The following is a 23,727-nucleotide window of genomic DNA, read 5'->3' on the forward strand; positions in this document are numbered from 1 at the left end:
AGATAGAACAATGGTATACTTTTAGTAATATGCTGCATCGAAGGAGGCATAATGTGAAACAACTTTATATAAAGCAAAAGGTATTCAGTCTAGGTGAAAAATTTACGGTAAAAGATCAGCAGGAACAGGATGTTTATTACGTGGAAGGCAGTTTTATGCAAATTCCAAAGACGTTCTCCATTATGGATACAACAAGAGAGGAAGTCGCGCTCATTACGAAAAAGGTGTTCAGTTTTTTACCGAAATTTTTTGTTGAGGTGAATGGTCGAGAGGTGTTAGCGATTAAGAAGGAGTTTTCCTTCTTTAAAGCACGCTATACGATTGATGCGGCAGGCATGCAGGTACATGGAAATTGGTGGGATATGAATTTTCAGGTGTTGCAGCATGGCGAAGTCGTCGGTAAAGTAAGCAAGGAATGGTTCACTTGGGGCGATAGCTACAAAGTACAAATATTGGATGAAGAGATGGAGGCCATCATCATTGCGCTTGTTGTCGCAATTGATTGTGTGAAGGCTGATCAATCATCTGCTTCCTCAGCGGCTACGATGTAAAGTAGAGATGAAGCCAAACTAACATAACATTAAAAAAAGCTGGAAATCACGAATGGATTTCCTGCTTTTTATGTTTCCTAATTCTAAAAATATTACTACCGAGCTCATTAAATACGATGGCTACAAGTATAATAGCCGTGCCTAACCACTGAAGCGGCGTTACCGTTTCTGACAAAATAATGCTAGCTGATAGGATTGCGATAGGTAATTCAATGGATGTTAATATATTGGCAAGTCCTCCAGAAACTAAAGGCGCACCTACTGCGAAAAATAGTGGTGGAAGAACTGCTCCAAATAACGAAACTCCTACGGCTGTAGTTAACAGGTTTTTCTCCAAAGGGAGTACAGATGGGATGTCATGCATGAATAGGACAAACACTAAAATGGTTGATCCTGTTACCATCAAAGAGCTCCGAGTCCATGGATCCACATCGACAGCGACCTTTCCACTGAAAAAAATAAATCCCGCATAAGTGAATGCGGATAGAATCCCAAAAATGAACCCTATCAAAGGAAGACCTTGAATGTCTCCATTTAAAACATTTGAAGCAAAAAAGACTCCTACTAGGATCAAGATAATGGATATTATGGTCATAGGAGCAGGCTTTATTTTGCTGAAAATCCATTCTAAAATGATCCCTATCCAAACAAATTGGAACATTAAAATGATGGCCAATGAAGCGGGCAAATATTGCATCGAACCATAATAAAAAATACTCGTTAACCCGATAAAACAACCGGTAATCATTATTTGAAGTATTTTCTTCTTATTAAGTCCTTTGAAACTAGAACGTTTCAATAGCGTAAAAGACCATAATAATATAAAGGAAATCGTCATTTGAACGATATTAATTTGACCAAGTGAGTAACCGTAACTGAATCCCAGTTTAGCAAATATAGGTGTAAAACCAAAAAATGAAGCACCTAATAATATAAATAAAATACCTTTATTTAGTTTCAATATGAAACCTCCTTGCTGCTCAAAAACAACCATACTATTATATCATAAATAAGCACAAGATTGGCTGCGCCTATCCAAAATGATCTATAAGAATTGACGATTAGAGATACAAAAAGCCGATCTTCTGATTGACCAGAAGATCGGCTTTTCACTAACTATATTACTTAGCAGTATAACCGCCATCAACGTGAATTGTAGTACCTGTAACGAAGTCATTTTCTGCTAAGAAGACAACTGCGTGAGCTATTTCCTCGGGGTTACCAAGACGACCGATTGGGTGTTTTGCTACTAAACCATCATAGAAATCACCTAAAGCCTCTTTGTTTACTAAACCTGATTCGATGAAGCCAGGAGCAACAGCATTTACTCGAATATTGCGATCAGCATATTCAAGTGCAACAGATTTAGTAATTAAGTTTACGGCACCTTTACTTGCTGCGTAAGGGATGGATGTTGGTTCACCGACTGTTCCTAAAATAGAGGATGTGTTAATGATTGCTCCGCCGCCTGTTTTCAGCATTTCAATAAGTGCATATTTAATACCATAGAATACGCCATCTTGATTAACCGCGATAACACGTTTGTATTCTTCGTCCGTTAATTCATGTGTAGGTTTTTGAATACCGATACCCGCATTGTTGAAAATAACATCTAATTGACCAAATGTATCAACCGCTGTTTTTACAGCATTTTCAACTGATTGTTCATCTGCAACATTTGTTTGTATGAATAGTACGTTTTCGTAAGTTTCTTTCAATTGTTGTTCTACTGTTTTACCAGCTTCTTCGTTGTAATCTGCAATGACGACTTTTGCGCCTTTGTCTAAAAATGCTTTTACGGTTGCTAAACCAATACCTGAAGCCCCACCTGTTACAACTGCTACTTTATTTTGTAAGTTAGTCATAATGTATCCCTCCGATATTTTTTTGAAAATGTGAACAATTTAATTGTAATCCTATATTAAAATATCTTCAATTAAAGTGTCTCAAATATGAGGGAAGTTTATAGTTTCTTAGCCAATAGCTCTATTTCTTCTGCTACCGAAGTTAAATTATGCATTGCACTAGAAATTTCGTTTATAGAGTCGAATTGTTGGTTAGAAATACCGTTCGTTTCGTTGACAATATCTTTCACTTGTTCCACCCTTGTTTTTAACAGATCCATCAATTGGCGGATTTCTTTAACTGATTGAGCACTTAAATCAGCAAGTTTTGTAATTTCTTTTGCAACCACACTGAATCCTTTTCCGTGTTCACCAGATCGTGCTGCTTCAATACCCGCATTAAATCCGAGAATACGTGTATTTTTTGCTACATTATTTATCATTTCTAACATCTTGGATGAATTTTCTACTTGCTTTAACATCTCAGCTTGCGCATTTGACAAATCTTTCATATATTTCAACAACTCATTAGCCGTGTTAGATAGTTCATCTGTTGACGCTTGCACTTCTTCTGATGACATCGTAAATTGCTCTGCAACCTCGATTAAATGAGTTTGATTTCTCAAACTCGTATTCAAAGATATACTTCCAATAACTTCACCTGTGTTAGAAGTTATAGGCGCAATAGCTCCTCTAAATGGTACTCCATACATTTCTTTTGGTACATCCATTACTTGTACTTTTTTTGTTCGTATAACAGTATACATTGGATCTTGTTCTGTTAGCTTGTTATTGTTAATGTCCCCAAAATTTATTTCGTGTGAGAACATTTGATAAACTATTTTTTCACAATCCGAAATAACTAAGGCAACGTCTGAATTAACTAATTTTTTAAGAGTAGGTGCAAAATTCACTATGCTTTCTAATTCCGGATGTATAACAGTATTGTAAGTACTCATATAATTTCTCCTAATCTAAAATTTTGTATTATTATTATAACCTGCAATTAGAATATTCTGTTAATTAATACAATTTAAAAATAAGAAGCCGTTTTATATAATTAATCGCCAAAGCGAAACCGAATCTGATTTACCTTGGACGCCGGAGATAGTAAAAACGTTAGGCAATCGATTTCAAGTCAGTGCTTAAAATCAATCAAATTAAACACATTATCATTAATACTCGAATAAGATGTCAATGGGAAATAACATAGAGTCAGGAGTAAGATAGTGTGAAAATATGGTTGGTTGGAGTATTAGTTTTATGTTCTATAGGACTGTCAGCTTGTCTAGAAAAAAACGAAGAATTAGCAAAAAATGATGATGAACAGAAACAACCGATGGAGGAGCTAAAAACACCTGTAACCTATAAAGTAGACACTAAAAAGGAAACAAAGCCTTTAGTTGTAAATATCATTGATCCAAATACGCTAGAAATAATTAAAACCTTAATACCACAAGATTTAGGGTACGAAACAGATTTTGAAACTTATAAAAAGGAAATTGAGCAATTAGCTTATGAACTGGCAAGGGGTACAGAAACAGAAGCAGGTTATGACAAGAGAATGGTTCTTGATAGAATGGGCGAAGACGGTCAGATCGTTAAAGGAAGCCCAAGAATTATTTTAAAAGAAAGTGAATTGGTAGATCGGGTTCTAGAGGCATCAATTAATGGGAACGACGTTAAAATTCCCTTGTATGTGACAGAAAGTGATTATTATGTGGAAGACATTCCTCATTTAGAGGAAGTATTAATTGCTTCTTATACAACTTATTTTAATATCTCGGATGTAGACAGAAACAAAAATATTGAACTTTCAGCAAAGGCTATTAATAATGTTGTCGTTGGAAGTGGGGATATTTTCTCGTTTAATACGATGACAGGACCGAGAGATACTGAAAATGGTTATCAACCCGCTCCGGAAATTATAAATAAGAAACTTGTCATGGGTATCGGTGGAGGTGTTTGCCAAACTTCCTCCACACTTTTTAATGTAGTCGATCAACTTCCGGTAAAATACGTGGAAAGACATCATCATTCATTGGACGTGGGCTATGTGCCAAAAGGAAGAGATGCAACTGTTTCTTATGGTTCATTAGATTTCAGATTTCAAAATACAAGTAGAGCGCCTTTTCTAGTAAAAGCAATTTATGGGAATGGTTTGCTTACGATAGAAGTAAGAACGTCGAAGAAATATGAAGATACTCTTACTGCAGAGTGAGCCTGTAAAGAAAATAGGAAAGCCCATCAACGTCTAAAATCAATGGGCTTTTCTGGTTATTCTAGATCAAACGCCTTTTTTCATAATAAAACTCAGATGTCTTCCACTTTGTTTGTCTTGTCGATAGGAGAATCCATTTGGGCTCAAAAACGTACAAGTACGGTCTATTGTAATTTGCTCAGACGGTATTCTCGCCAACTCGCATTGCTTTTTCACGGTTAGCTGATTGTCTATGTGATATTTATTATTTTCGTCATTGTAATAAATAAAATCATCCGCATAGCCAAGGTCTTTAAATTTTACATATACATCTTCATCAACTTCGAATTTTTCTTGGCTTAACGCTGCACCAAGCTGAACGTGTAAATCGCTCGGATTACACTTTTCTATTTGTGTTAAATGTTCAAAAAGTTTCAAGGTAATTTCTTTGACGGTACCTTGCCAGCCGGAATGGATAACACCAACGAGACCCGTCGATTCATTGTAAAAAATTACCGGGACACAGTCAGCAGTGAAGCTGCATAATAATAGATTTGGCTCATACGTATACAAGGCATCTGTATCAGCAATAGCGGTATCCATTCGATCTGCGCCTCGGCCTTTGTCATCTAGCGTTACTCGGTGGAAATTAGCGCTATGCGTTTGATTGGCACAAACGAATGTCCCTAGTTCGCAATGTAAGGATGCAGCTAGTTTCTTACGGTTTTCCAATACATTATCTAGGTTTTCAAATACATGAAGTGCCATATTGTTGTTTTCGAGTTCATTCCTATTTTTCAAGCTCATTCCTGCAATAAACTTATCATTATTTAAGTATATTTTTGTTTTCATCTCATCACCTAATATAAATATATAGTAGTACACAGAGAAAGATAAATAAAAAGGTCCTCAACATTATGGGATGGCACTGAAGAACCATAACTAAAACTACCATATAAAAGAGAGAATGAGAGGGAAATGTTTTAATCTTGAAATAATTATGATACACTAAATAAGAATATTGATACAGAAAAGATGTGTTCCTAGGTTGCGTCTTGTCTTACTGCAACGCCAAAGAAGGAGCGTCTACATCCTTTCTACAAAACTTAGGATATAAGGATATGGTAAAAATGAGTAACGGACAAACAAAAACAGATGTTATCTTAATTGGTGCCGGAGTCATGAGTGCAACTTTGGGAACACTGCTGAAAGAACTAGCACCAGACTGGAAAATTACAGTATTCGAAAAACTGGATAAACCAGGAGAAGAAAGCTCTAATGAGTGGAATAATGCGGGAACGGGGCATTCTGCACTGTGTGAGCTTAACTACACCGTTGAAAAGCCAGATGGATCGGTAGATATAAGCAAAGCGATAAAAATAAACGAACAGTTCCAACTTTCTAGACAGTTTTGGTCTTATCTTGTAGAAAGTGATCTAATTCGTAATCCGCAAGACTTTATAATGCCATTGCCACATATAAGTTATGTACATGGGGAACAAAATGTGAAATTTTTGAAAAATCGTTTTGAAGCGCTTTCAAATAATCCATTGTTTGAAGGAATGGAGTATTCGGATGATCCCGAGAAACTGACGGAATGGATTCCACTAATGTTGAAAGACCGAACTTTGGATAAACCTATAGCGGCAACAAAAATAGATTCTGGAACAGATGTTAACTTTGGTGCCTTATCCCGTATGTTGTTTGACCACTTAGCGAGTAAAAACGTAGATATTAAATACAACCATCAAGTAGATGATATTAAGCGTACGAGTGATGGCTTATGGGAAGTGAAAGTGAAGAGCGATGGCGGTAAACTCGAATATCTTAATGCAAAATTCGTCTTTATCGGGGGCGGGGGTGGAAGCCTACCTTTACTGCAAAAGACAGGTATACCTGAAAGTAAACATATTGGTGGATTCCCGGTTAGTGGATTATTCCTAGTATGTAACAATCCAGAGATTGTAGAGCAGCACCATGCAAAAGTATATGGTAAAGCTGCAGTTGGTGCACCTCCAATGTCGGTTCCACACTTGGATACTCGATATATAGACAATAAAAAATCATTACTATTTGGACCGTTTGCTGGCTTCTCGCCAAAATTCTTAAAAACTGGTTCCAATATGGATCTATTAGGTTCCGTAAAGCCAAATAATGTATTCACAATGTTATCGGCAGGAGCAAAAAACATGGGATTAACAAAATATTTAATTCAACAACTGATGTTATCAAAAGAACAACGTATCGAAGAATTACGAGATTTTGTTCCGAACGCCAAAAGCGAAGATTGGGATATCGTAGTAGCAGGACAACGTGTACAAGTGATTAAAGATACTGAAGCTGGTGGCAAAGGTACGCTTCAATTTGGTACGGAAGTTGTCACTGGGGCCGACGGATCAGTTGCTGCATTACTAGGCGCTTCTCCAGGTGCATCTACTGCTGTTCACGTTATGCTTCAAGTAATCAATAAATGCTTCCCACAACATGTAAAAGAGTGGGAGCCGAAAATTAAAGAAATGATTCCTTCCTACGGTAGATCTCTAGTGGAAAACCCAGACCTTTTCCGTGAAATTCATGCCTCAACTGCGAAGACGCTTGGTTTAAGCGAAGACTTACCGAACCAAGTAAATTCTTCCGAGGAAGAGACGCAAGAATTAGAAAGAGTATAATGAAAGTGATTTACGCATAAAAGAATTGCTCATCCTTTTACTGGATGGGTGATTCTTTTTTATTTGCATATTAGACTACTCACGGGGTCTTATTTGTCTCGTTAATAGTTGTCAAAATAACTAGGCATGGTAGTATAGAGGCGTAATAGAACTTGTTTGTAATGGAGGAAATAAAAAATGGCTAAACTACCTAACTGCCCGAAATGTAACTCAGAGTATACATATGAAGACGGAAATCTTTTCGTTTGTCCAGAGTGTGCACATGAATGGACTGTAGGCGGAGCAGAAGAAAACGAAGATACGCAAATTGTTCGAGATGCGAATGGTAATATATTAAATGATGGAGATTCTGTTACTGTCATAAAAGATCTTAAAGTAAAAGGTAGTTCTTCTACTTTAAAAATAGGTACAAAAGTTAAAAGTATTCGCTTAGTCGATGGGGATCATAATATCGATTGTAAAATTGATGGTTTTGGTGCAATGAAGTTAAAATCGGAATTTGTTAAAAAGGCATAAAAGTTGGAAAAAAAGGGGAAGCGTATGAATGTATAACCCGTTCAGTTCAGTGGTACAAACATTCAAAATAACATTCCAATTAGCAAAATTAACATAGTAATTCCTATATCTTATGACACATAAGATGGCTTAGTTCTTGCTCAAGGGAGAACTAAGCCATAACTATTTCGATATTCGGTTTAGAGATACTTTCTTCAAATAACGATGCACATCGTTTCATTTTATTTTTCAATGTTTAAGCTTCAAACTGTTTAAAATGATGGTCAAGGTGCTTGTATATTCCTTTACCCCATTGCTCAGAAGTTAGTTTTCCAAAAAAAGGATGAGGATGAGTTGTGCACTTCTCTGGTCCGTTATTTTGGAATGTGATAATTTTTTGTTTAAGCTTTTCTTTTTCTGTGTCAAATTCTCTATCATCTGCAATCAAAATGGTTGGAATAGTAGACATATTATGGGGCAATGTCTTGTCATTGTAAATGATTTGTTTTGCAAACCTCCCTACTATTATTCCTAACCAACTCCTTGGTGGAAAAGAATTTCCCATTGCAATGTCTTGGAAAGATGAACAATGCGCTAACATTTGGGCAACATCCATTTTACCCCATTGTGGTTGTGAATTTGGACTCAATTTGTCAATACGCTTTAAAATTTCTGCTGTAACCATAGGATTAAAAATATTTTTCATTAGTGCATATCCCCTTTAATTATAAATGAGCCAACCTTCATAACTTATTTGGACCGATAGTTGAACAAAAGTTAAACAACACACTTAAACTAAACTCCCCCGTTACTTTAAGTGAAGTGTTTCACAAAAATACGGTTGATATCAGAAGTGCTGTGAATACTCTTTATTTATAGTAGTCTTCTTGAAGCATTCCCATAAGGACTTCATCAGAGTATTTATTGTTCATGTAAAGGGATTGTCTCAATGTTCCTTCTTTTTTAAATCCTGCTTTTTCATATGCTTTTATGCCACGAATATTGTGAGAAAACACCTCTAATTCCAAACGATTTAGTTTAAGCTCCTCGAAAGTAAATTTTTGTGCAAGTTGAGTTGCTTCAGTACCATAACCTTTGTTCAAAGTATTTTTACTATGTAGTGATATTCTAAAACCCGCCTTTTTATTGTCTTGGTCAATGTCTAAGATGGCTAAATCACCTATTATTTCATTATTATCCAATAAACAAATGGCAAAATCATATCTTGTGGGGTCTTTGCTAAACTGTTTATAACTATCAATAATTTCATCAAGTGTAAATGACTTACGTGTGCCAGTCATATATAGAAACTCTTCATCCTGACAAGACTTATAGATACTTTGCATATCTTCATCTTTAATAGGTCTTAAGTACAAAAATTTTCCCTTTATCGCCATAATAACTCCCTCTTTCTATTTCATAAATAGCACATTTTGTAAAATTCTTTAACTTTGCAAATCTCCTTTAAGATTTTATTCAAGTATCCTGTCCCTTGACTTTAATACGTTTAAAACCAATAGGAGTTTCAATCTCAAATAAATTTTCCATTTGTGTGTTTAATTTGTGTTTTGTACCATTCAAGTGAGCGGATTAATGAATGTATGTTTCGTCTTTTTTTCATCTCTATTGTTCGATGTTATACTCAAACTAATAAATAAGCCTTTCAGGAGGGTTTCATGATTTTACGAAATAGTAAGTTTGCAATCGTTCTGACTGTCCTGTTGACTGTATTGGCAAGTGAGTTTAAGGTTATACCTTTTAGTGGAGAAGATTTTCGTTTTGGTTTAGGGAGTATAACGTTCTTTTTACTTATTCTTATCAGACCACCCGCCTCGCTCCTCTTCACTGGGTCTATTACGGGAATCGCTGTTGTGATTGCTCGTATGGTAAGGGATAAATTGATATATGAAGATTCATTTGAGTTAAGTCTCATGAGTCATGCGCCTGCTTTTATGTTTTACTTTTTGTTCGCGCTAGGGTTTCGATTGATAAATATGGAGAAATATAAAGCTACTCCATTTCTTTTAGGGATCTGGGGCGTTGGATTTGAATTTATCGCAAATGGTGCAGAGCATCTTGTACGAAACTGGTTTATGTATGGAGAGAATTTAGGCTTGGAAGAATGGGCATTACTACTAGGAGTGGCAGTACTTCGAAGCTATTTTGTCGTAGGACTCTATAGCTCCATTGCTATTACGGAGCAAAAGAAACGGATGGAAGAAATGCTTGGCGTAAATTCTGAGCTTTATGCGGAAACGCTTTATTTGCAAAAATCGATGAATCATATGGAGCAGATTACCGCCGCTAGTCATGACTTGTACCGAAAATTAAAGCACCAGGATTTGCACGAATTAAGCGTCCAAGCATTACATATTGCGCAGGAAGTTCATGAAGTAAAAAAGGATTCCCAACGAATTTTAGCAGGGTTGAAGAACATGACAGATGGAGAGACAGATAACCCAATCCGGATGTCAGAAGTACTTCAACTCGTAATTCATGCAAATGAAAAATATAGCGAGTTATTAAGGAAACATATTCACTTTTCCATGTCAACAGAGACTGATTTTGAAACAGATCAACAAATTCCATTACTAGCTTTACTAAACAATATAGTGGCTAATGCCGTAGAAGCTATTTCGGATAAAGGAGAAATACATATAAACATGTATGAAGAATCTAGTTATACTTATTTTTCGATAAAAGATTCCGGAAAAGGAATTCCGGAAGAAGATAAAACAATTATTTTTGAACCGGGATATACGACAAAGTATAATGACGAAGGAGTTGCCGCGACTGGGATTGGTCTATCACATGTAAAAGATATTACTCAAACGTTAACAGGCGCAATACACGTGGAAACGATGAAAGAAGGAACGGTTTTTCAAATCCAAATCCCAACGAACAATTTAAGAAAGTGAGTGAAACAACCTGCGTTACTTTATAGTAGATGACGATACAGCAAGCAGAAAAATGCTAAAACAAATAATAACAGAAGGGGATCTTGGTTTAGTAATTGGTGAAGCAGAAAGTGGTAGCAGCTCACTATCCCTAATTTCTACCATGCACCCAGATGTTGTGTTAATCGACTTTTTAATGCCTGAATTGGACGGGATTGAAACAATCGAACAGTTAAGAAAAAAGGGATACCAAGGGCAATTTATCATGATCTCTCAAGTTGTGAATAAAGAAATGGTCGGCGAAGCTTATGAAAAAGGGGTAGAATTTTTTATCCATAAACCGATTAATCGAATTGAAGTTCATAGTATTTTAAGAAAAACGGCAGAACAATTTCGATTGCAAGATTCGCTACTTGCGATTAGAGAATCTTTGGCGAATATTACTACTCCATCTAAACCAGTTTATAAAAAACAAAGTGTGAAAGAAATCGTCTATTCCATATTAAGTGATATGGGCGTAATTGGAGAAGTAGGTAGTGATGACATCGTAGCAATGATAGAGTTTCTGTTCGATCAACATGATTTAATGCCCCAATTGCCCCCGTTAAAAAAATTATACGAAGCCGTTGCGACACAATCAGGAATTGCTTCATCCAATATCCAAAAGGAAAGTAAAGCAATGGAACAACGCTTACGTCGGACAATACTAACTGCGATGAACAACGTAGCTTCTCTAGGTGCCATAGATTACACAAATCCGGAATTTGAACATTATGCCCCTCGTTATTTTGATTTTCAAGAAATCAGAAATCAAATGATTCAAATGCAAGAAGGAAGGAAAAGCTTTACCAAAATGAAAGTAAATAATAAAAAATTTCTTCAAGTTCTCTATTTAGAAGTACAAGAAAAGTACCAACAAATTCCGACGAATAGATAACTTTGAAAAGTATTCAATAATATATTTGTCGGATTTTGTCGGATTTTGTAGGTTGACCGTAAAATATTCCTTAAGCTTACTCTTAAAGTAGGAAAGCGTTTTCATTAAATTAAGGGGGGACTTACAGATGAAGAAAAAATTTAAATTTACATTGGCCTATCAAATCCTAGTTGGGCTTGTCCTAGGTATCATTGTGGGTGCTATCTTTTTTGGTAACCCGGCAGTAGAAACCTATTTACAGCCAATTGGTACGATTTTTATAAACATGATTAAAATGATCGTTGTTCCAATCATTGTGTCAACGCTTATATTAGGTGTAGCAGGAACTGGAGATATAAAGAAACTAGGTAAACTTGGTGGGAAAACGTTAATATATTTTGAAGTTGTGACAACAATTGCGATTATTGTTGGTCTACTAGCGGCGAATATTTTCAAGCCTGGTGAAGGTTTAGATATGTCGACACTTTCAAAAGGAAATATTGATCAATATGTTCAAACGACGGAAGAAGTACAAAATCATGGATTCATGGATATTATTGTAGGAATTGTTCCAAGTAATATTGTTCAGTCCTTGGCAAGTGGCGATATGCTTGCGATTATTTTCTTTTCTGTTTTATTTGGTTTAGGTATCGCTGCAATTGGAGATAGAGGAAAACCAGTTCTTGCCTTCTTCCAAGGAACGGCAGATGCGATGTTCTGGGTGACAAACTTTATCATGAAATTCGCTCCATTTGGTGTGTTTGCTTTGATCGGGGTAACCGTCTCTAAATTTGGGTTGGAATCATTATTACCACTCGGTAAGTTAATGATATTAGTTTATGCGACGATGATTTTCTTTATCATTGTTGTGCTAGGTGGAATTGCCAAGCTTGTTGGCGTGAATATTTTCCATCTTATCAAAGTGTTGAAGGACGAGTTACTCCTTGCATATTCAACTTCTAGTTCGGAAACAGTATTGCCAAAAGTGATGGAGAAAATGGAAAGATTCGGTTCTCCAAAAGATATTGTATCGTTTGTTATACCGACTGGATATTCATTTAATCTAGATGGTTCTACATTATATCAAGCACTTGCGGCAATTTTTATTGCTCAAATGTATGGAATTGATTTAAGCATTATGCAACAAATTACGTTAGTGCTTGTGTTAATGGTTACTTCAAAAGGAATTGCTGGTGTACCGGGCGTATCGTTCGTTGTATTATTAGCTACGTTAGGAACAGTAGGTATTCCTTTAGAAGGACTAGCGTTTATCGCAGGTATCGACCGACTATTAGATATGGCACGTACTGTTGTAAATGTTGTAGGAAACGCATTGGCAACCGTTGTTATGGCTAAATGGGAAGGTAGATTTGATAAAGAAAAAGAAGAAAAGTACGTTGCTTCTATGGACGAACTAGCATAACTTCACAAGAACGAAACCGGCAATCCATTAGGAGGCCGGTTTTTTTAGATAGATCTGTCTTAATTTTTCTGTTTATAGAACCTTCTTTGTATTGAAGAACTCTTTAACTAAGATTGCAGACTGCGCAAATTGTAATCCCAATTGCCAAGCTCCAGCACCTTTTAAACGATACTCAACTACTAGTTCGAGTTTTTCAGCACGAGCTCTGGAATCCTCATACCATACGATATGTCTTTGCCCATTCGAATCCCAATATTGATAAAAGGGCTGCTGGTACTCGGTAGAATAGGAGATAGGTACTTGAGCTATCATTGCATTTTCAACTGCTTCAGCTACAGAAACTGCTCTAGCACTGACTGCATTTCCATTGTCCATTGTCCAATCGTACCCATAGCGCGGGACACCGAGAATAATCTTATTTCTGTTCATATGTTGAAGTGCAAACTCGATTGTTTTTCTAACTTCATTTATCGGTGCTACAGGACCAGGCGGACTACTTGCTTCGTGAAAGTCATAAGCCATGATAAAGACAAAATCTACTGATGCTCCAATACCGCCGTAATCATACCCTTTTAACCAGGGGATATCATTATTCATCTTCGGTGGAATTGCAACAGACGTATAATATCCTTCTGGCTTTAATCTAGCTCTTAATGCATGTAAAAAGCCAGTATATAGATCTCTTAGCTCCTCCGGTACTAGTTCAAAATCAATATTTACTCCCGCGTAGCTGTTGTTTTTAACCAACTGATATATATTGTTGATAACGCGATTTCTTATTTCGGTTGAACCTAATACCCGCCGCGTTAACTCGGGGTCAAAACCAGTAGAAGTCAGATTTGTTACAACGGCAAGAGGGGCTATTCTATTCGCACGTGCTGTTCGAATAATTTGCTGATCATCTAATGTGCTCAAACTTCCATTTGCTAAAATATGATGTTCAAAAATGCCTAAAAAAGTATTAATAGGTGCAAAACTCTGTACGAGCATAGTATTTCTTTCAGGTGTCGATGGCGTTAAATAGCTAAAATTTTCAGCACTGTACTTTTTTCTTGGGGGCAAATAAAGCTTCGTTCCAACCATTAATACATCTGAATGTAAGCCATTAAAGAGGCTTATTTTTTCAATCGGAATGAAACTCATTCGGGAAATAATATAAAGTGAATCTCCTGGCTGCACTGTGTACATATCTGTTGGTATAAGTAAATCCTGTCCTACTACCAATTTGTCCGTTGTTAAACCATTAATGCCCCGTACACTATCCATTGAAACTTGGTATTTGTTTGCAATGGAAAATAAAGAGTCGCCTGTTTTAACAACATAAATGAATATAGAAATCCCTCATCTCCACTTTAATGATTCTTTTAACCTTATGTTATTGCTTTTTTATTCATAACTAATGGACCGATTCTGTTAAAAAAAAAACAAGCACCCACCATGAGAGGTGAGTTCTTGTTTTTAATTTTTTTCATCTATTAATGCAAAAATTGGATAAATGATTCCGGTTTCAGGCAAGAAGGTTTCATATGGTCCTTGCAGCAACTCTGGAGTGAAACCGTGTAACGGAATAGTTACTTTTGCTTGCATGCTATCTGCTAACCATTTTATTTGCGCAGCGGCTGCATGACCAGATACGCCTAAGACAACTAGCTCCATCTCAAGCTTGTCAATCCATTCCAATAACTCATTATACACCGGGTCAAAGCTTCCTAGTGGCACACCATTTGAATGCACATACGTAGCACCTTTAACAGGCAACTGCTGTAGTGTAGTTATATGGTGATACGAAGACTGAAGCCATACTTGTGAAAAGTCACGATTCAATTCTGCTAATGTAATGGGTTGGATCGTATGGATTAGGTCGCTTATTCTAGAATCACTTTGTTCGACTTGTAAAAAACGTACATGAGGGGCTTCCATTTGGAATGCCTGTACTAAATAAGCCGTTTCAGGTTCAAAGACAATTAGTTTTTCTTTTTGTCTTGCTGCTTCTATTAATATTTCCAAACGCTTAATATTTCGATGATATATATTAAAAACTATTGGTGTATCAATCTTCAGTAAAGCTTGTATTAATACGTCTTTCTCACTAGGAATGACTGGGTTTACATCGAGAAATTCCTCTTGTACGTTAGTTGTCTCAATGATTAAAAGATCAGGTGATCCAGCGACTTTTGGTAAATTTGCCGTATCTATATCCGCTTCGTGTAGACGTACGTCACCAGTGTAAACAATCGTTGTATCTGGGGTTATAATTCGCATTGCGGAAGCACCTGGTGCATCGTGATTGACTGGGAAAAACTCTACTTGTATATGTTCAGATACTAATATAGGTTGATGATATGGCACACTCTTCACTTGTCGTTCTACATCCACATTCGGCTCTTCACCAATTGTATGCAAATGCTCATACAATGTTTTGCTACCTTCACTCATGATTATCGGTACATCTGGGTGTACATATTGTAACAAGCCTATATGATCTAGGTGTAAATGAGAGATTGCGATTGTTACATTTTCATCAATCTCATCCGTTTTCAGCACACCGCTAATTGGGGGAATCACACCAATTGCTTGCAATTCTGAAATGGTAGTTTGAGGGCGCAGTTGCACGCCCTCTTTGTTTTGAAAAATCATCCCAAAATCTGCTATAAATCTTTCATCTTTGTACTTTATTTCAAAAATAGTTCCACCGATTGTTTTTAAGCCAGCATAAAATTGAATGGTAGTATTACTGTTTTTGATAGGGTTTTCTACTGTCATTTAGCTTGATCTAATGCTTCTTGAGCTTTTGTGCTCATTGCTTCTAAAGTATCTGCTGGCGTTGCGTTTTCATATAGCATTTTATCTAATTCTGCTTGCATAGCATTTTTCATTGCAAAAGATCCAGGTAGACGAACATCGATAAATCCGTATGCATATTGAGCATTACCTGCCTGGTATGGCTCGTTTGCTTCAATGAAAGATGTCCAATCCGCACCCTTTTGAGCAGATTCACGAACTGGCAGGTAGCCTGTTGTTTTCGCCCAATCTACAGTGTTTTCTGGTGTAATCAAGTATTTCATGTATTCAAATGCTCCGGCTTGCTCAGCTTCTGTGCTGTTAGCGAACATCGTGATATTTGTTCCTTGGAAAGGAGCAGCTTGTTCTACACCTTTTGGAAGTGGAGTAGTCGACCAAGCCATATCTCCAGCATCTTTTGCTACATAGGCAATACCAGCACTTGAACCGATATACATTGCAACGTCACCTCTCGTGAAAGGACCAGACATGTAACCATCTTCACCAGCCATACGAGCAGAACCGTTTTTAAGCATTGTATCGATAAATGTTAAAGCATTTAAACCAGCTTCTGAGTTAAATAACACTTTTCCTTCTTTTTCATCAACGAAATCTCCGCCTGCTTGTTCAATCCACATACTAAGTTCAGAACCCATTCCGTTTTCGAAGCCCATTCCAATAACTTTTTTACCGTCAATTTCTTTTGTTAATGTTTTAGCTGCAGTAGCTAACTCATCCCATGTTGTAGGAGGTGTTAAGCCGTTATCTTCAAAATACGTTTTGTTGTAGAAAAGTACACGTGATGATTTATTGAATGGTAAACCTAAGATTTTATCGCCAAACGTATTATCGTTACGGAAAACTTCGCTAATATCTTCATAGCTTTGATCAGCAGAGAATCCATTTTCTCCGTTAATCATTGGAGCAAGGTCTACTACCAAGTTATTTTTATTATAATCTGTCATCCACTCAGCGTAAGCTTGAGCAATGGTAGGAGAAGTTTTTGCTTTAGCAGCAGCTAATAACTTTTGTGACAAATCGCCGTAGCTACCTTGGTTTACTAATTTTACTGTAATATTTTCATGTTCAGCATTGAATTTTGCTGTTGCATCTTCTAACCATTTTTCATGTGTGTCACTCATTGCATGCCAAAATTCCACTTCGACTGGTTCACTTACCTCTGTTTTTGCCGTTTCTGTTGGTTTTGTTTCTTCTGTTGCATCGGTTGAAGTATTGCTTTCGTTTTTACTGTTACTACAAGCGGCTATCAATACACTTACCATCATAACAAACAATAATAAAGATAGTTTTTTCATGTTTAAATCTCCCTTATTTTTTAATGTTTTGAAACATGTAGAATTCTTAATTATCAATACTTCAAAATCCCTAAGCAACACCTCCTCAAATGCATGTTTTTTTACTTATCCCTTAATACCAGCTCCTGCAATTCCTTTGATGATGTACTTCTGTAAGAAAATGAATAATATAATCATCGGGAAGATAATCATCGTCGATGCAGCCATAAGCAGCTCATACACAGTACCAGCCTCTGTTGTAAAGCTCGTTAATCCAACGGGTAATGTTCTCATTTCTTTTGAGTTCGTGACGATTAACGGCCACAAAAATGCGTTCCAAGATCCGATTGCTTTCAATAAAATAATCGTAATTAACGCAGGTTTGGCAATTGGGATCATAATCGACCATAAAAATCTAAAATTCGTACATCCATCCACACGAGCGGCATAGTTTAACTCTTTCGGAATCTTTAAGAAAAACTGACGCAGTAAAAAGATAGAAAATATACTTGCGGTCCATGGAACGATTAATGCCTCATACCGATCAATCCAACCTAAATCAGAAAGTAAAACAAAATTAGGAACTAATAACACTTCTCCAGGAACCATCATCGTTCCAACTAAAAGTGCAAATAACGCATCTTTCCCCCAAAAGTTTAAACGGCTAAATGCATAGGCAGCTAAAATAGTTGTGATAACCTCGCCTAATGTGCTAAAAACCATCACAATAACCGAGTTAACAAAGTAAGTTGCAAAAGGCGCTTTTTCAAAAGCTGCTGCAAAATTATCAAAACGAAATGTTTCCGGTATCCAAACAGGTGGCATGATCATGACTTCATTTCCACTTTTCAGTGAAGTGGAGATCATCCAAACGAAGGGTAATAGCATTAAAATGCTACCAATACCAAGCATGACGTATATAAATGTCTTCGAAAGAGGACTGGTTTTCATGAGCTTACTCCCTTAATAAGTGATTTTTTTCTTACTAATATAAAACTGGATTAATGTAAAAATGAAGATAATCAGGAATAGAACATACGCAGCTGCTGATGCAACGCCAAAGTTCCACTCTCCGTAAAACTTATTGAATACGTAATACACAACGGTTAACGCACTATTAGACGGTCCAGCTTGCCCATCAAATAATGCATAAATTTCATCAAATACTTTAAATGAATTGATAATCGAAATAATTGTTATAAAGAATGTCGTAGGAGCAAGCTGCGGCACCGTGACATGTATAAATCGATTCCAACGATTCGCTCCGTCAATTCTAGCGGCGTTGTAATAGGAATCTCCAATCGTTTGTAGGCCTGCTAAAAAAATAATAATGTTATAGCCTAATCCCTTCCAAATGGCCAAAATGATCAGTGCAGGCATTGCCCATTCTGTACTTGTTAACCATTGAATTGGATCGACCCCAAAGAACCCGAGAAAATAATTCATAATTCCATAGTTCGAGTGAAAAATCCAACGCCATACAATAGATACTGCTACGACACTCGTAACAAATGGAATAAAATAAATCGTTCTAAAGAACTTACTCAGCACGGTAATAGAGTTCAGCATTAACGCAATCCATAAGGATAAAATAATTGAAATTGGTACTACACCTAGCACAAAGATAAGTGTATTTTTCAATGCTTGATGAAAAACCTGGTCATGCCACAAATAAACAAAGTTATCAAATCCATATCGATAAACGACATCATTGAAAAAGTCATAGTCTGCATAAAAACTCATTAGAAATGATTTAATCATTGGATAAATGACAAATACTCCGATAATGAGCAGTGCAGGGAATAAGTAAAGAAAGGCTTTAGCTGTATCTTTAAGTTTCATCGTACCTTTACCCCTTTAAATAGATTCTTTCCCCAGTTTTTTGGAAAACACGAATGGCATCTTTATCTGCTTGCACATATACTGCTTGTCCAACTTCTATTTGTTCCCCTTTTTGCAGGAACAGACGTTTTTTATCTGTTTCAGAACCAATAACGGCAAGTGTATCTTTTCCTACACGCTCCACTAATCGTACTTCGTCTTGGAATCCGCTAGTAGAAAGATAAAGGTTTTCAGGACGAACCGCAATTTGAACCGGTTGATTAGGTGCTTCCATGGCCACGTCATATCCAAATGGCGTTTTCAATGTTCCATTCACAATCTCCCCTTCAAAATAATTCATGGACGGGGAACCGATAAAACTTGCGACAAATTGATGATTCGGCTCATCATATAAATTTTCAGGAACATCAAACTGCATAAGCTCTCCTTGATTCATCAAAAGAACATGATCGGATATACTAAGTGCTTCTTCTTGGTCATGCGTAACGAAGACAGTCGTAATTTTTAGTGCTTGTTGGATTCTTCTAATCTCTTCCCGCATTGTTAAGCGTAAGCGTGCATCTAAATTAGATAGTGGTTCATCTAGTAATAAAATTTCAGGTTCTCTCACTAAGGCTCTTGCAATCGCTACACGTTGTTGTTGACCACCTGACAGCATACTAGGTTTTCGATCCAATAGATGATCAATTTCTACAAGCTTAGCCATTTCTATCGCTTTTTTCTTTGCTTCTGCTTTTTTCACTTTGTGCATTTTTAAAGGAAACATAATATTTTGTAAAACAGTCATATGCGGATAAAGGGCATAGTTTTGAAATACCATTCCTATCTCACGTTTTTCCGGTGTAAGCTTTGTAACGTCTTTATCGTTAAATAAAATTGATCCATCGGTTGGTTGATAAAGTCCAGCAAGCATAAATAGTGTTGTACTTTTCCCGCAACCACTTGGTCCTAATATAGAGACAAGCTCTCCTTTAGGAATAGTGACAGATAATTGGTTTACTGCGGTTGTATTGTTAAATTTCATAGAAATATTATTTAGTGTAATGGTCATCGTAATGCTCCTTTGATTATTTTTGTGTAGCAGTTCAGTATAGCAGTGAAAGTGCATTTGAAAATTGATGTAGTGTAAAGATTCAATTAACGTTGTGTAAATAAAAAAGAAGAGTTGATAAGCTCAACTCTTCTGAAGGTGTAATTTATAGTTTTTTTCTTAACTTGACTACCAAATAACCTTCCAATTATGATTGATCGTTGCTTTTACTGTTTGTCTTTCGCGTATATAATTTACAAGTATTTCTGTCATATCCATTGGAATATCTTTGATAACGGATTTATCTTGGAACATCATAAAGTTTCCTCCCCCACCAGCGCGGTAATTATTCATCACAACATCGTATTCACCGTCTAACTGTATAGGAGCACCTTTAACATTCAGTGTGGTAACCCGTTTTCCAACCGGATTACGAATGTCCAATACGTACTCGATACCTTCCCACATATCATAGTTATAATGTTGCGGCTTTGGATATATATAAGAAGGGTTTACTTCTAGCGAGCCTTCTTCATTCAAGGTAAAGTATTGTGCACTTTGTTCCAACGCTTCTTTAATATCCTTACCGGACAGGCGAAGAACCTTTAGTGTATTCGGGAACATGTAATTAGAAATAATGTCACGCATCGTTACATTTGGTTCGAATCCGGGAGTTGCATTGTTAAACATAGAGGTGTTGGAAATTTCTACTCCAGCAATGTCCATTTGTACGTTGTTTATAAATTCGATAGCAGCATGGTCACTTGTTCGAACTAAAAGGGGATCCTTTATTAACATATCGCCTTCGATCTTTCCAATTGGTTGATCCAACCACTTTTGTGTCTCTTCTTCAATGCTAGCAGTGATTTTTAGCATTTCTTCATCTGCCTCTACATCGTCTACTACTAATAATTCGGATGTTTTATGCATAATTTCATTTTCTTCATTTAGCGTTAGCACAATTTTACCTATCATTTGTCCATTATTAGATGGTTGAACAATTTCTATGCCATTAATATTGCCAGTCAACGAACGATGTTGGTGCCCAGTGAGCAAAACGTCAATTCCTTCGATCTCTTTACATATAGCATACCCTTGATTTTCCCCGGTTAAGTTTTCAGTTGGTTCGCCAGTTTCGAGATCCCGTTCAAAACCACCATGATAGGAAACAATAAGTACATCTGGATTTTCTTGTTCTTTTATATACGCAACCCATTTTTTGGTTTCTTGAAGGGCATCATGAAATGCTAGACCTGCGATATTTTGTTCGTTTTCCCAATTTGGAATGTAATGAGTTGTGACGCCTAATATAGCTATTTTTGCGCCTTCTACTTCTTTTATTATATAAGGGCGACCAAAATAGGGTTGTTTTGATTGTTCATCTACAATGTTTGCGGATAACCAAGGGGAGTTGGATTCATCTATCGCACGGTTTAATACGTCCATGCCATAGTTAAATTCATGGTTTCCAATAACCGACGCATCGTATTTCAAGTGATTTAAAAGACTAATCATTGGGTTAGGTAGATCTTGTAAAAATTGAACATAATAATAGGTTAGAGGCGTTCCTTGGATTAAATCTCCATTATCGATCAGGATTAATTGGTCATCTATAAGGCGTTCCCGATGTATGACTGACGCTATTTTCCCTAGTCCAACATTTGCGTTTTCATTATTTCCATAGTTTATAGGATAGACACTACCGTGAATATCGCTTGTTTGCAGTATCGTTATTTTTTTCATGAATCATTTTCGCCACTTTCTATAGAGAGTTTCATTCATCATAACAAAGTTTTGAAGGAAACTTGCTTGGTTTACAAAAAATTTACAGTGAATATCTCGGTAAAAATTTGTCTGAAGAATTAAAAGTAAATAAGAGTAGCCAACCTATCTTAGGCTGGCTACTCGATTCTTTATATATGTGGAAAAATGTTGAGGTATATAGGTTGGAGGAACTACGAATGAAAAACCAATCAAATGACCAGCATACTATAAACACAGCTTCACCAAAAGAAGTGTGCATATAGCGTGAAACGAATCAAATGCCTCGTCAAAAAGGCAACATGGAAATCAGTCGAGAAAATGAATGGCGGGCTGATCGATTGGTTAATAGAAGTTAAAGAGGTAATCTATTTTTACCTATTAAGCAATGTAATCTTCCTTAGGAATGTCTGTAGGGGTTTCACCTTTGCTATAGTACTTTCCTTTAGTAGAAATTGCTAAAATAACCGTAAGTATAGATGCTAAGATCGCTGCAAAAAATGCCGCGGTACTTTGCAAAAATGATCCCATATATCCTAATGCAGCTATCGTTCCTAATCCACTAGAGATAAGTAGAGAAACGACTCCAACAGGATTCCATTTATATAAAAACTCGTGTCGAGCTTCATAATAACGTGGTCCAATTTTTAATAGCTTTTTCACAATCATTGCGTCGGTAACTAATATAGTAGCCCAAGCAAGTAAAAAGACTCCTTGGAACGTCATCGCCGTATCTAGATGATCTACAATACCACAAAGCATTAAGCCAATCGCAACTAATCCAGTGACAACTACCCAAAAGCGTCTACCTGGTGTAAATTTAAAAATGTTTTCGAAGAAATTAGCAAGGGATAAGGAACTACTGTATATATTTGTAACGTTTATTCGTAATTGCGTTAACATCGTGAATAACACGCCACCAATACCTAAAAGCAGAACGATGTAAACACCTGGATTTGGTTCACCTAAACGAACACCAAACCATATACCAAGTCCACCCATTACGCCAAAGCAGAAAATTTGGGGAACAAACCCAATGGCTAAAGATCCAAATTTAATATCTTTTGGTTTAAGAAAACGTGCGTAATCCGATGATAGTAATGCTGTAAGACCCATTATTCCATGTTGCATTCCGATACAAAGCAATAAAGCTTGTCCACCCATTTGGACACCTTCTGGCATATATGTCCAAAAAGCTCCATCATAAACGGAAGGTTTGTAGAATGACATAATAATGGCAGCCACTAAAAAAATAACGAAAATCGGCAATGACCACTTTTGTAGTTTATCGAGCTGTTTGACTCCAAACCAATTTAATGGAATAACGATTAATCCGAAGAAAATGATTAGAGCCCATTCTGGTAGTACGGGGAAAAAGGTGTGAACTGCGGAAACTAAAATTAGACCTTCAAATGCACAGTACATGATGAAGTTTGTTGCATAAATGAATGAGGTTAACGATGCACCTATGTAACCAAAACCTCCACCCCTAGATAATAAATTGACATTCATACCGGATTTTGCTGAAAGATAAGCAATGAATGTTCCGAGTATACCAGCAACGATTATCGCATATATGGAGGATATGATGGCATTGATGGCTCCGAATTGGAGTGCCATAACGCTTCCCATTTGAAAATAAAAAATTGCCGTTGCGATACCAAAAGTGATGTTAGTAATACTAAACCAACCTGCTTTTCTCTGATCTCTTGGCACTCTGTCTAGTGAGTAATCATCTTTCATTTCTTCTGACACTTTGTGATCTGCGACTTGGACAGATCCCATAATATCAACTCCCTTTTTGTATATAAATTTGACTTCCATTTTTGTTTATATATTCGTATCCCAATTCATTCATCCTCTATAATACCAGAAAAAGCAAGGGTTTATCAAATTAAGTGTTAAAAGAGGGGGAGTTTATAGCTAATTTTACGTAGTATAAACAATAAATAATACTCACTAAAAGTAAAATATTGGATGAATTTTTGAGGGGAGACCGGTTGACACATAGTACCTGATGTTG

At 36.5% G+C, this 23,727-nt stretch carries 21 protein-coding genes; 7 read left to right on the forward strand and 14 right to left on the reverse strand.

Annotation, left to right across the window (positions count from 1 at the left end; all coding sequences use genetic code 11):
* The first annotated feature begins 53 nt into the window (after window positions 1–53).
* Window positions 54–551: an LURP-one-related/scramblase family protein gene (locus tag ACIQYS_RS06735; RefSeq protein WP_402976549.1), complete on the forward strand. Its 498-nt coding sequence runs from the start codon at window positions 54–56 to the stop codon at window positions 549–551.
* Window positions 552–597: 46 nt separating this feature from the next.
* Here the strand turns inward: ACIQYS_RS06735 and ACIQYS_RS06740 are convergent, their stop codons facing one another.
* From ACIQYS_RS06740 to ACIQYS_RS06750, 3 genes are all read right to left on the reverse strand, one after another.
* Window positions 598–1,512 carry an EamA family transporter gene (locus ACIQYS_RS06740; protein WP_402976552.1) on the reverse strand — a complete coding sequence of 305 codons (915 nt, stop codon included), beginning with the start codon at window positions 1,510–1,512 and terminating at the stop codon, window positions 598–600.
* A 160-nt stretch (window positions 1,513–1,672) separates the two neighbouring features.
* Window positions 1,673–2,416 (reverse strand): SDR family NAD(P)-dependent oxidoreductase, encoded by a 744-nt coding sequence (locus ACIQYS_RS06745; RefSeq protein ID WP_402976555.1) that lies wholly within the window; start codon window positions 2,414–2,416, stop codon window positions 1,673–1,675.
* A 98-nt stretch (window positions 2,417–2,514) separates the two neighbouring features.
* Window positions 2,515–3,354: a methyl-accepting chemotaxis protein gene (locus ACIQYS_RS06750; RefSeq protein ID WP_402976558.1), complete on the reverse strand. Its 840-nt coding sequence runs from the start codon at window positions 3,352–3,354 to the stop codon at window positions 2,515–2,517.
* Between the two features lie 272 nt (window positions 3,355–3,626).
* Here ACIQYS_RS06750 and ACIQYS_RS06755 point away from each other — a divergent pair, with 272 nt between their 5' ends.
* Window positions 3,627–4,616, forward strand: coding sequence for a VanW family protein (locus ACIQYS_RS06755; RefSeq protein ID WP_402976560.1), 990 nt, complete (start codon window positions 3,627–3,629; stop codon window positions 4,614–4,616).
* 66 nt (window positions 4,617–4,682) lie between these two features.
* Here the strand turns inward: ACIQYS_RS06755 and pgeF are convergent, their stop codons facing one another.
* Window positions 4,683–5,447, reverse strand: a complete 765-nt coding sequence (gene pgeF / locus ACIQYS_RS06760; protein WP_402976562.1) for a peptidoglycan editing factor PgeF — start codon at window positions 5,445–5,447, stop codon at window positions 4,683–4,685.
* A gap of 278 nt (window positions 5,448–5,725) precedes the next feature.
* Between pgeF and ACIQYS_RS06765 the strand changes: the two genes are divergently transcribed.
* Both ACIQYS_RS06765 and ACIQYS_RS06770 read left to right on the forward strand, forming a co-directional pair.
* A complete protein-coding gene (locus tag ACIQYS_RS06765) occupies window positions 5,726–7,264 on the forward strand; it encodes a malate:quinone oxidoreductase (protein ID WP_402976564.1) in 1,539 nt (512 codons plus the stop codon).
* 177 nt (window positions 7,265–7,441) lie between these two features.
* Window positions 7,442–7,780, forward strand: coding sequence for a zinc ribbon domain-containing protein YjdM (locus ACIQYS_RS06770; RefSeq protein WP_402976567.1), 339 nt, complete (start codon window positions 7,442–7,444; stop codon window positions 7,778–7,780).
* Between the two features lie 235 nt (window positions 7,781–8,015).
* Here ACIQYS_RS06770 and ACIQYS_RS06775 read toward each other — a convergent pair whose 3' ends face one another.
* On the reverse strand, window positions 8,016–8,465 hold the full coding sequence (locus ACIQYS_RS06775) for a DUF1569 domain-containing protein (protein ID WP_402976570.1): 450 nt from the start codon (window positions 8,463–8,465) through the stop codon (window positions 8,016–8,018).
* Between the two features lie 163 nt (window positions 8,466–8,628).
* Window positions 8,629–9,156: a GNAT family N-acetyltransferase gene (locus ACIQYS_RS06780; protein WP_402976573.1), complete on the reverse strand. Its 528-nt coding sequence runs from the start codon at window positions 9,154–9,156 to the stop codon at window positions 8,629–8,631.
* A 279-nt stretch (window positions 9,157–9,435) separates the two neighbouring features.
* Between ACIQYS_RS06780 and ACIQYS_RS06785 the strand changes: the two genes are divergently transcribed.
* The 3 genes from ACIQYS_RS06785 to ACIQYS_RS06795 all read left to right on the forward strand — a co-directional run bounded on the left by ACIQYS_RS06785 (window position 9,436) and on the right by ACIQYS_RS06795 (window position 12,995).
* Window positions 9,436–10,677, forward strand: coding sequence for an ATP-binding protein (locus tag ACIQYS_RS06785; RefSeq protein ID WP_402976576.1), 1,242 nt, complete (start codon window positions 9,436–9,438; stop codon window positions 10,675–10,677).
* Window positions 10,678–10,687: 10 nt separating this feature from the next.
* On the forward strand, window positions 10,688–11,593 hold the full coding sequence (locus ACIQYS_RS06790; protein ID WP_402976970.1) for a response regulator: 906 nt from the start codon (window positions 10,688–10,690) through the stop codon (window positions 11,591–11,593).
* Between the two features lie 127 nt (window positions 11,594–11,720).
* On the forward strand, window positions 11,721–12,995 hold the full coding sequence (locus ACIQYS_RS06795) for a cation:dicarboxylate symporter family transporter (protein ID WP_402976579.1): 1,275 nt from the start codon (window positions 11,721–11,723) through the stop codon (window positions 12,993–12,995).
* Window positions 12,996–13,067: 72 nt separating this feature from the next.
* Here ACIQYS_RS06795 and ACIQYS_RS06800 read toward each other — a convergent pair whose 3' ends face one another.
* The 8 genes from ACIQYS_RS06800 to ACIQYS_RS06835 all read right to left on the reverse strand — a co-directional run bounded on the left by ACIQYS_RS06800 (window position 13,068) and on the right by ACIQYS_RS06835 (window position 23,489).
* On the reverse strand, window positions 13,068–14,261 hold the full coding sequence (locus ACIQYS_RS06800; RefSeq protein WP_483880181.1) for a glycosyl hydrolase family 18 protein: 1,194 nt from the start codon (window positions 14,259–14,261) through the stop codon (window positions 13,068–13,070).
* 192 nt (window positions 14,262–14,453) lie between these two features.
* On the reverse strand, window positions 14,454–15,758 hold the full coding sequence (locus ACIQYS_RS06805; RefSeq protein ID WP_402976582.1) for an MBL fold metallo-hydrolase: 1,305 nt from the start codon (window positions 15,756–15,758) through the stop codon (window positions 14,454–14,456).
* Window positions 15,755–17,092 (reverse strand): ABC transporter substrate-binding protein, encoded by a 1,338-nt coding sequence (locus tag ACIQYS_RS06810; RefSeq protein ID WP_402976585.1) that lies wholly within the window; start codon window positions 17,090–17,092, stop codon window positions 15,755–15,757. Before ACIQYS_RS06810 ends, ACIQYS_RS06805 begins: the two co-directional genes overlap by 4 nt.
* 105 nt (window positions 17,093–17,197) lie before the next feature.
* Window positions 17,198–18,022, reverse strand: coding sequence for a carbohydrate ABC transporter permease (locus tag ACIQYS_RS06815; RefSeq protein WP_402976588.1), 825 nt, complete (start codon window positions 18,020–18,022; stop codon window positions 17,198–17,200).
* A gap of 12 nt (window positions 18,023–18,034) precedes the next feature.
* On the reverse strand, window positions 18,035–18,913 hold the full coding sequence (locus tag ACIQYS_RS06820; RefSeq protein WP_402976591.1) for a carbohydrate ABC transporter permease: 879 nt from the start codon (window positions 18,911–18,913) through the stop codon (window positions 18,035–18,037).
* 7 nt (window positions 18,914–18,920) lie between these two features.
* The gene (locus ACIQYS_RS06825) at window positions 18,921–19,964 is read right to left on the reverse strand and encodes an ABC transporter ATP-binding protein (RefSeq protein WP_402976594.1); all 1,044 of its coding nucleotides are present in this window, start codon (window positions 19,962–19,964) and stop codon (window positions 18,921–18,923) included.
* 168 nt (window positions 19,965–20,132) lie between these two features.
* Window positions 20,133–21,686 carry a bifunctional metallophosphatase/5'-nucleotidase gene (locus ACIQYS_RS06830; RefSeq protein WP_402976597.1) on the reverse strand — a complete coding sequence of 518 codons (1,554 nt, stop codon included), beginning with the start codon at window positions 21,684–21,686 and terminating at the stop codon, window positions 20,133–20,135.
* Window positions 21,687–22,085: 399 nt separating this feature from the next.
* Window positions 22,086–23,489, reverse strand: a complete 1,404-nt coding sequence (locus ACIQYS_RS06835) for a purine-cytosine permease family protein (protein WP_402976599.1) — start codon at window positions 23,487–23,489, stop codon at window positions 22,086–22,088.
* Window positions 23,490–23,727: the final 238 nt, after the last annotated feature.

This window comes from Psychrobacillus sp. NPDC096426, from assembly GCF_044762745.1.
Classification (GTDB): domain Bacteria; phylum Bacillota; class Bacilli; order Bacillales_A; family Planococcaceae; genus Psychrobacillus.

Coding starts and splice junctions, on each gene's coding strand:
- ACIQYS_RS06785 (WP_402976576.1), top strand. CDS start 9,436: ATGATTTTACGAAATAGTAAGTTTGCAATCGTTCTGACTGTCCTGTTG.
- ACIQYS_RS06825 (WP_402976594.1), bottom strand. CDS start 19,964: ATGACCATTACACTAAATAATATTTCTATGAAATTTAACAATACAACC.
- ACIQYS_RS06835 (WP_402976599.1), bottom strand. CDS start 23,489: ATGGGATCTGTCCAAGTCGCAGATCACAAAGTGTCAGAAGAAATGAAA.
- ACIQYS_RS06780 (WP_402976573.1), bottom strand. CDS start 9,156: ATGGCGATAAAGGGAAAATTTTTGTACTTAAGACCTATTAAAGATGAA.
- ACIQYS_RS06745 (WP_402976555.1), bottom strand. CDS start 2,416: ATGACTAACTTACAAAATAAAGTAGCAGTTGTAACAGGTGGGGCTTCA.
- ACIQYS_RS06810 (WP_402976585.1), bottom strand. CDS start 17,092: ATGAAAAAACTATCTTTATTATTGTTTGTTATGATGGTAAGTGTATTG.
- ACIQYS_RS06800 (WP_483880181.1), bottom strand. CDS start 14,261: ATGGATAGTGTACGGGGCATTAATGGTTTAACAACGGACAAATTGGTA.
- ACIQYS_RS06765 (WP_402976564.1), top strand. CDS start 5,726: ATGAGTAACGGACAAACAAAAACAGATGTTATCTTAATTGGTGCCGGA.
- ACIQYS_RS06775 (WP_402976570.1), bottom strand. CDS start 8,465: ATGAAAAATATTTTTAATCCTATGGTTACAGCAGAAATTTTAAAGCGT.
- pgeF (WP_402976562.1), bottom strand. CDS start 5,447: ATGAAAACAAAAATATACTTAAATAATGATAAGTTTATTGCAGGAATG.
- ACIQYS_RS06750 (WP_402976558.1), bottom strand. CDS start 3,354: ATGAGTACTTACAATACTGTTATACATCCGGAATTAGAAAGCATAGTG.
- ACIQYS_RS06770 (WP_402976567.1), top strand. CDS start 7,442: ATGGCTAAACTACCTAACTGCCCGAAATGTAACTCAGAGTATACATAT.
- ACIQYS_RS06820 (WP_402976591.1), bottom strand. CDS start 18,913: ATGAAACTTAAAGATACAGCTAAAGCCTTTCTTTACTTATTCCCTGCA.
- ACIQYS_RS06795 (WP_402976579.1), top strand. CDS start 11,721: ATGAAGAAAAAATTTAAATTTACATTGGCCTATCAAATCCTAGTTGGG.
- ACIQYS_RS06805 (WP_402976582.1), bottom strand. CDS start 15,758: ATGACAGTAGAAAACCCTATCAAAAACAGTAATACTACCATTCAATTT.
- ACIQYS_RS06830 (WP_402976597.1), bottom strand. CDS start 21,686: ATGAAAAAAATAACGATACTGCAAACAAGCGATATTCACGGTAGTGTC.
- ACIQYS_RS06815 (WP_402976588.1), bottom strand. CDS start 18,022: ATGAAAACCAGTCCTCTTTCGAAGACATTTATATACGTCATGCTTGGT.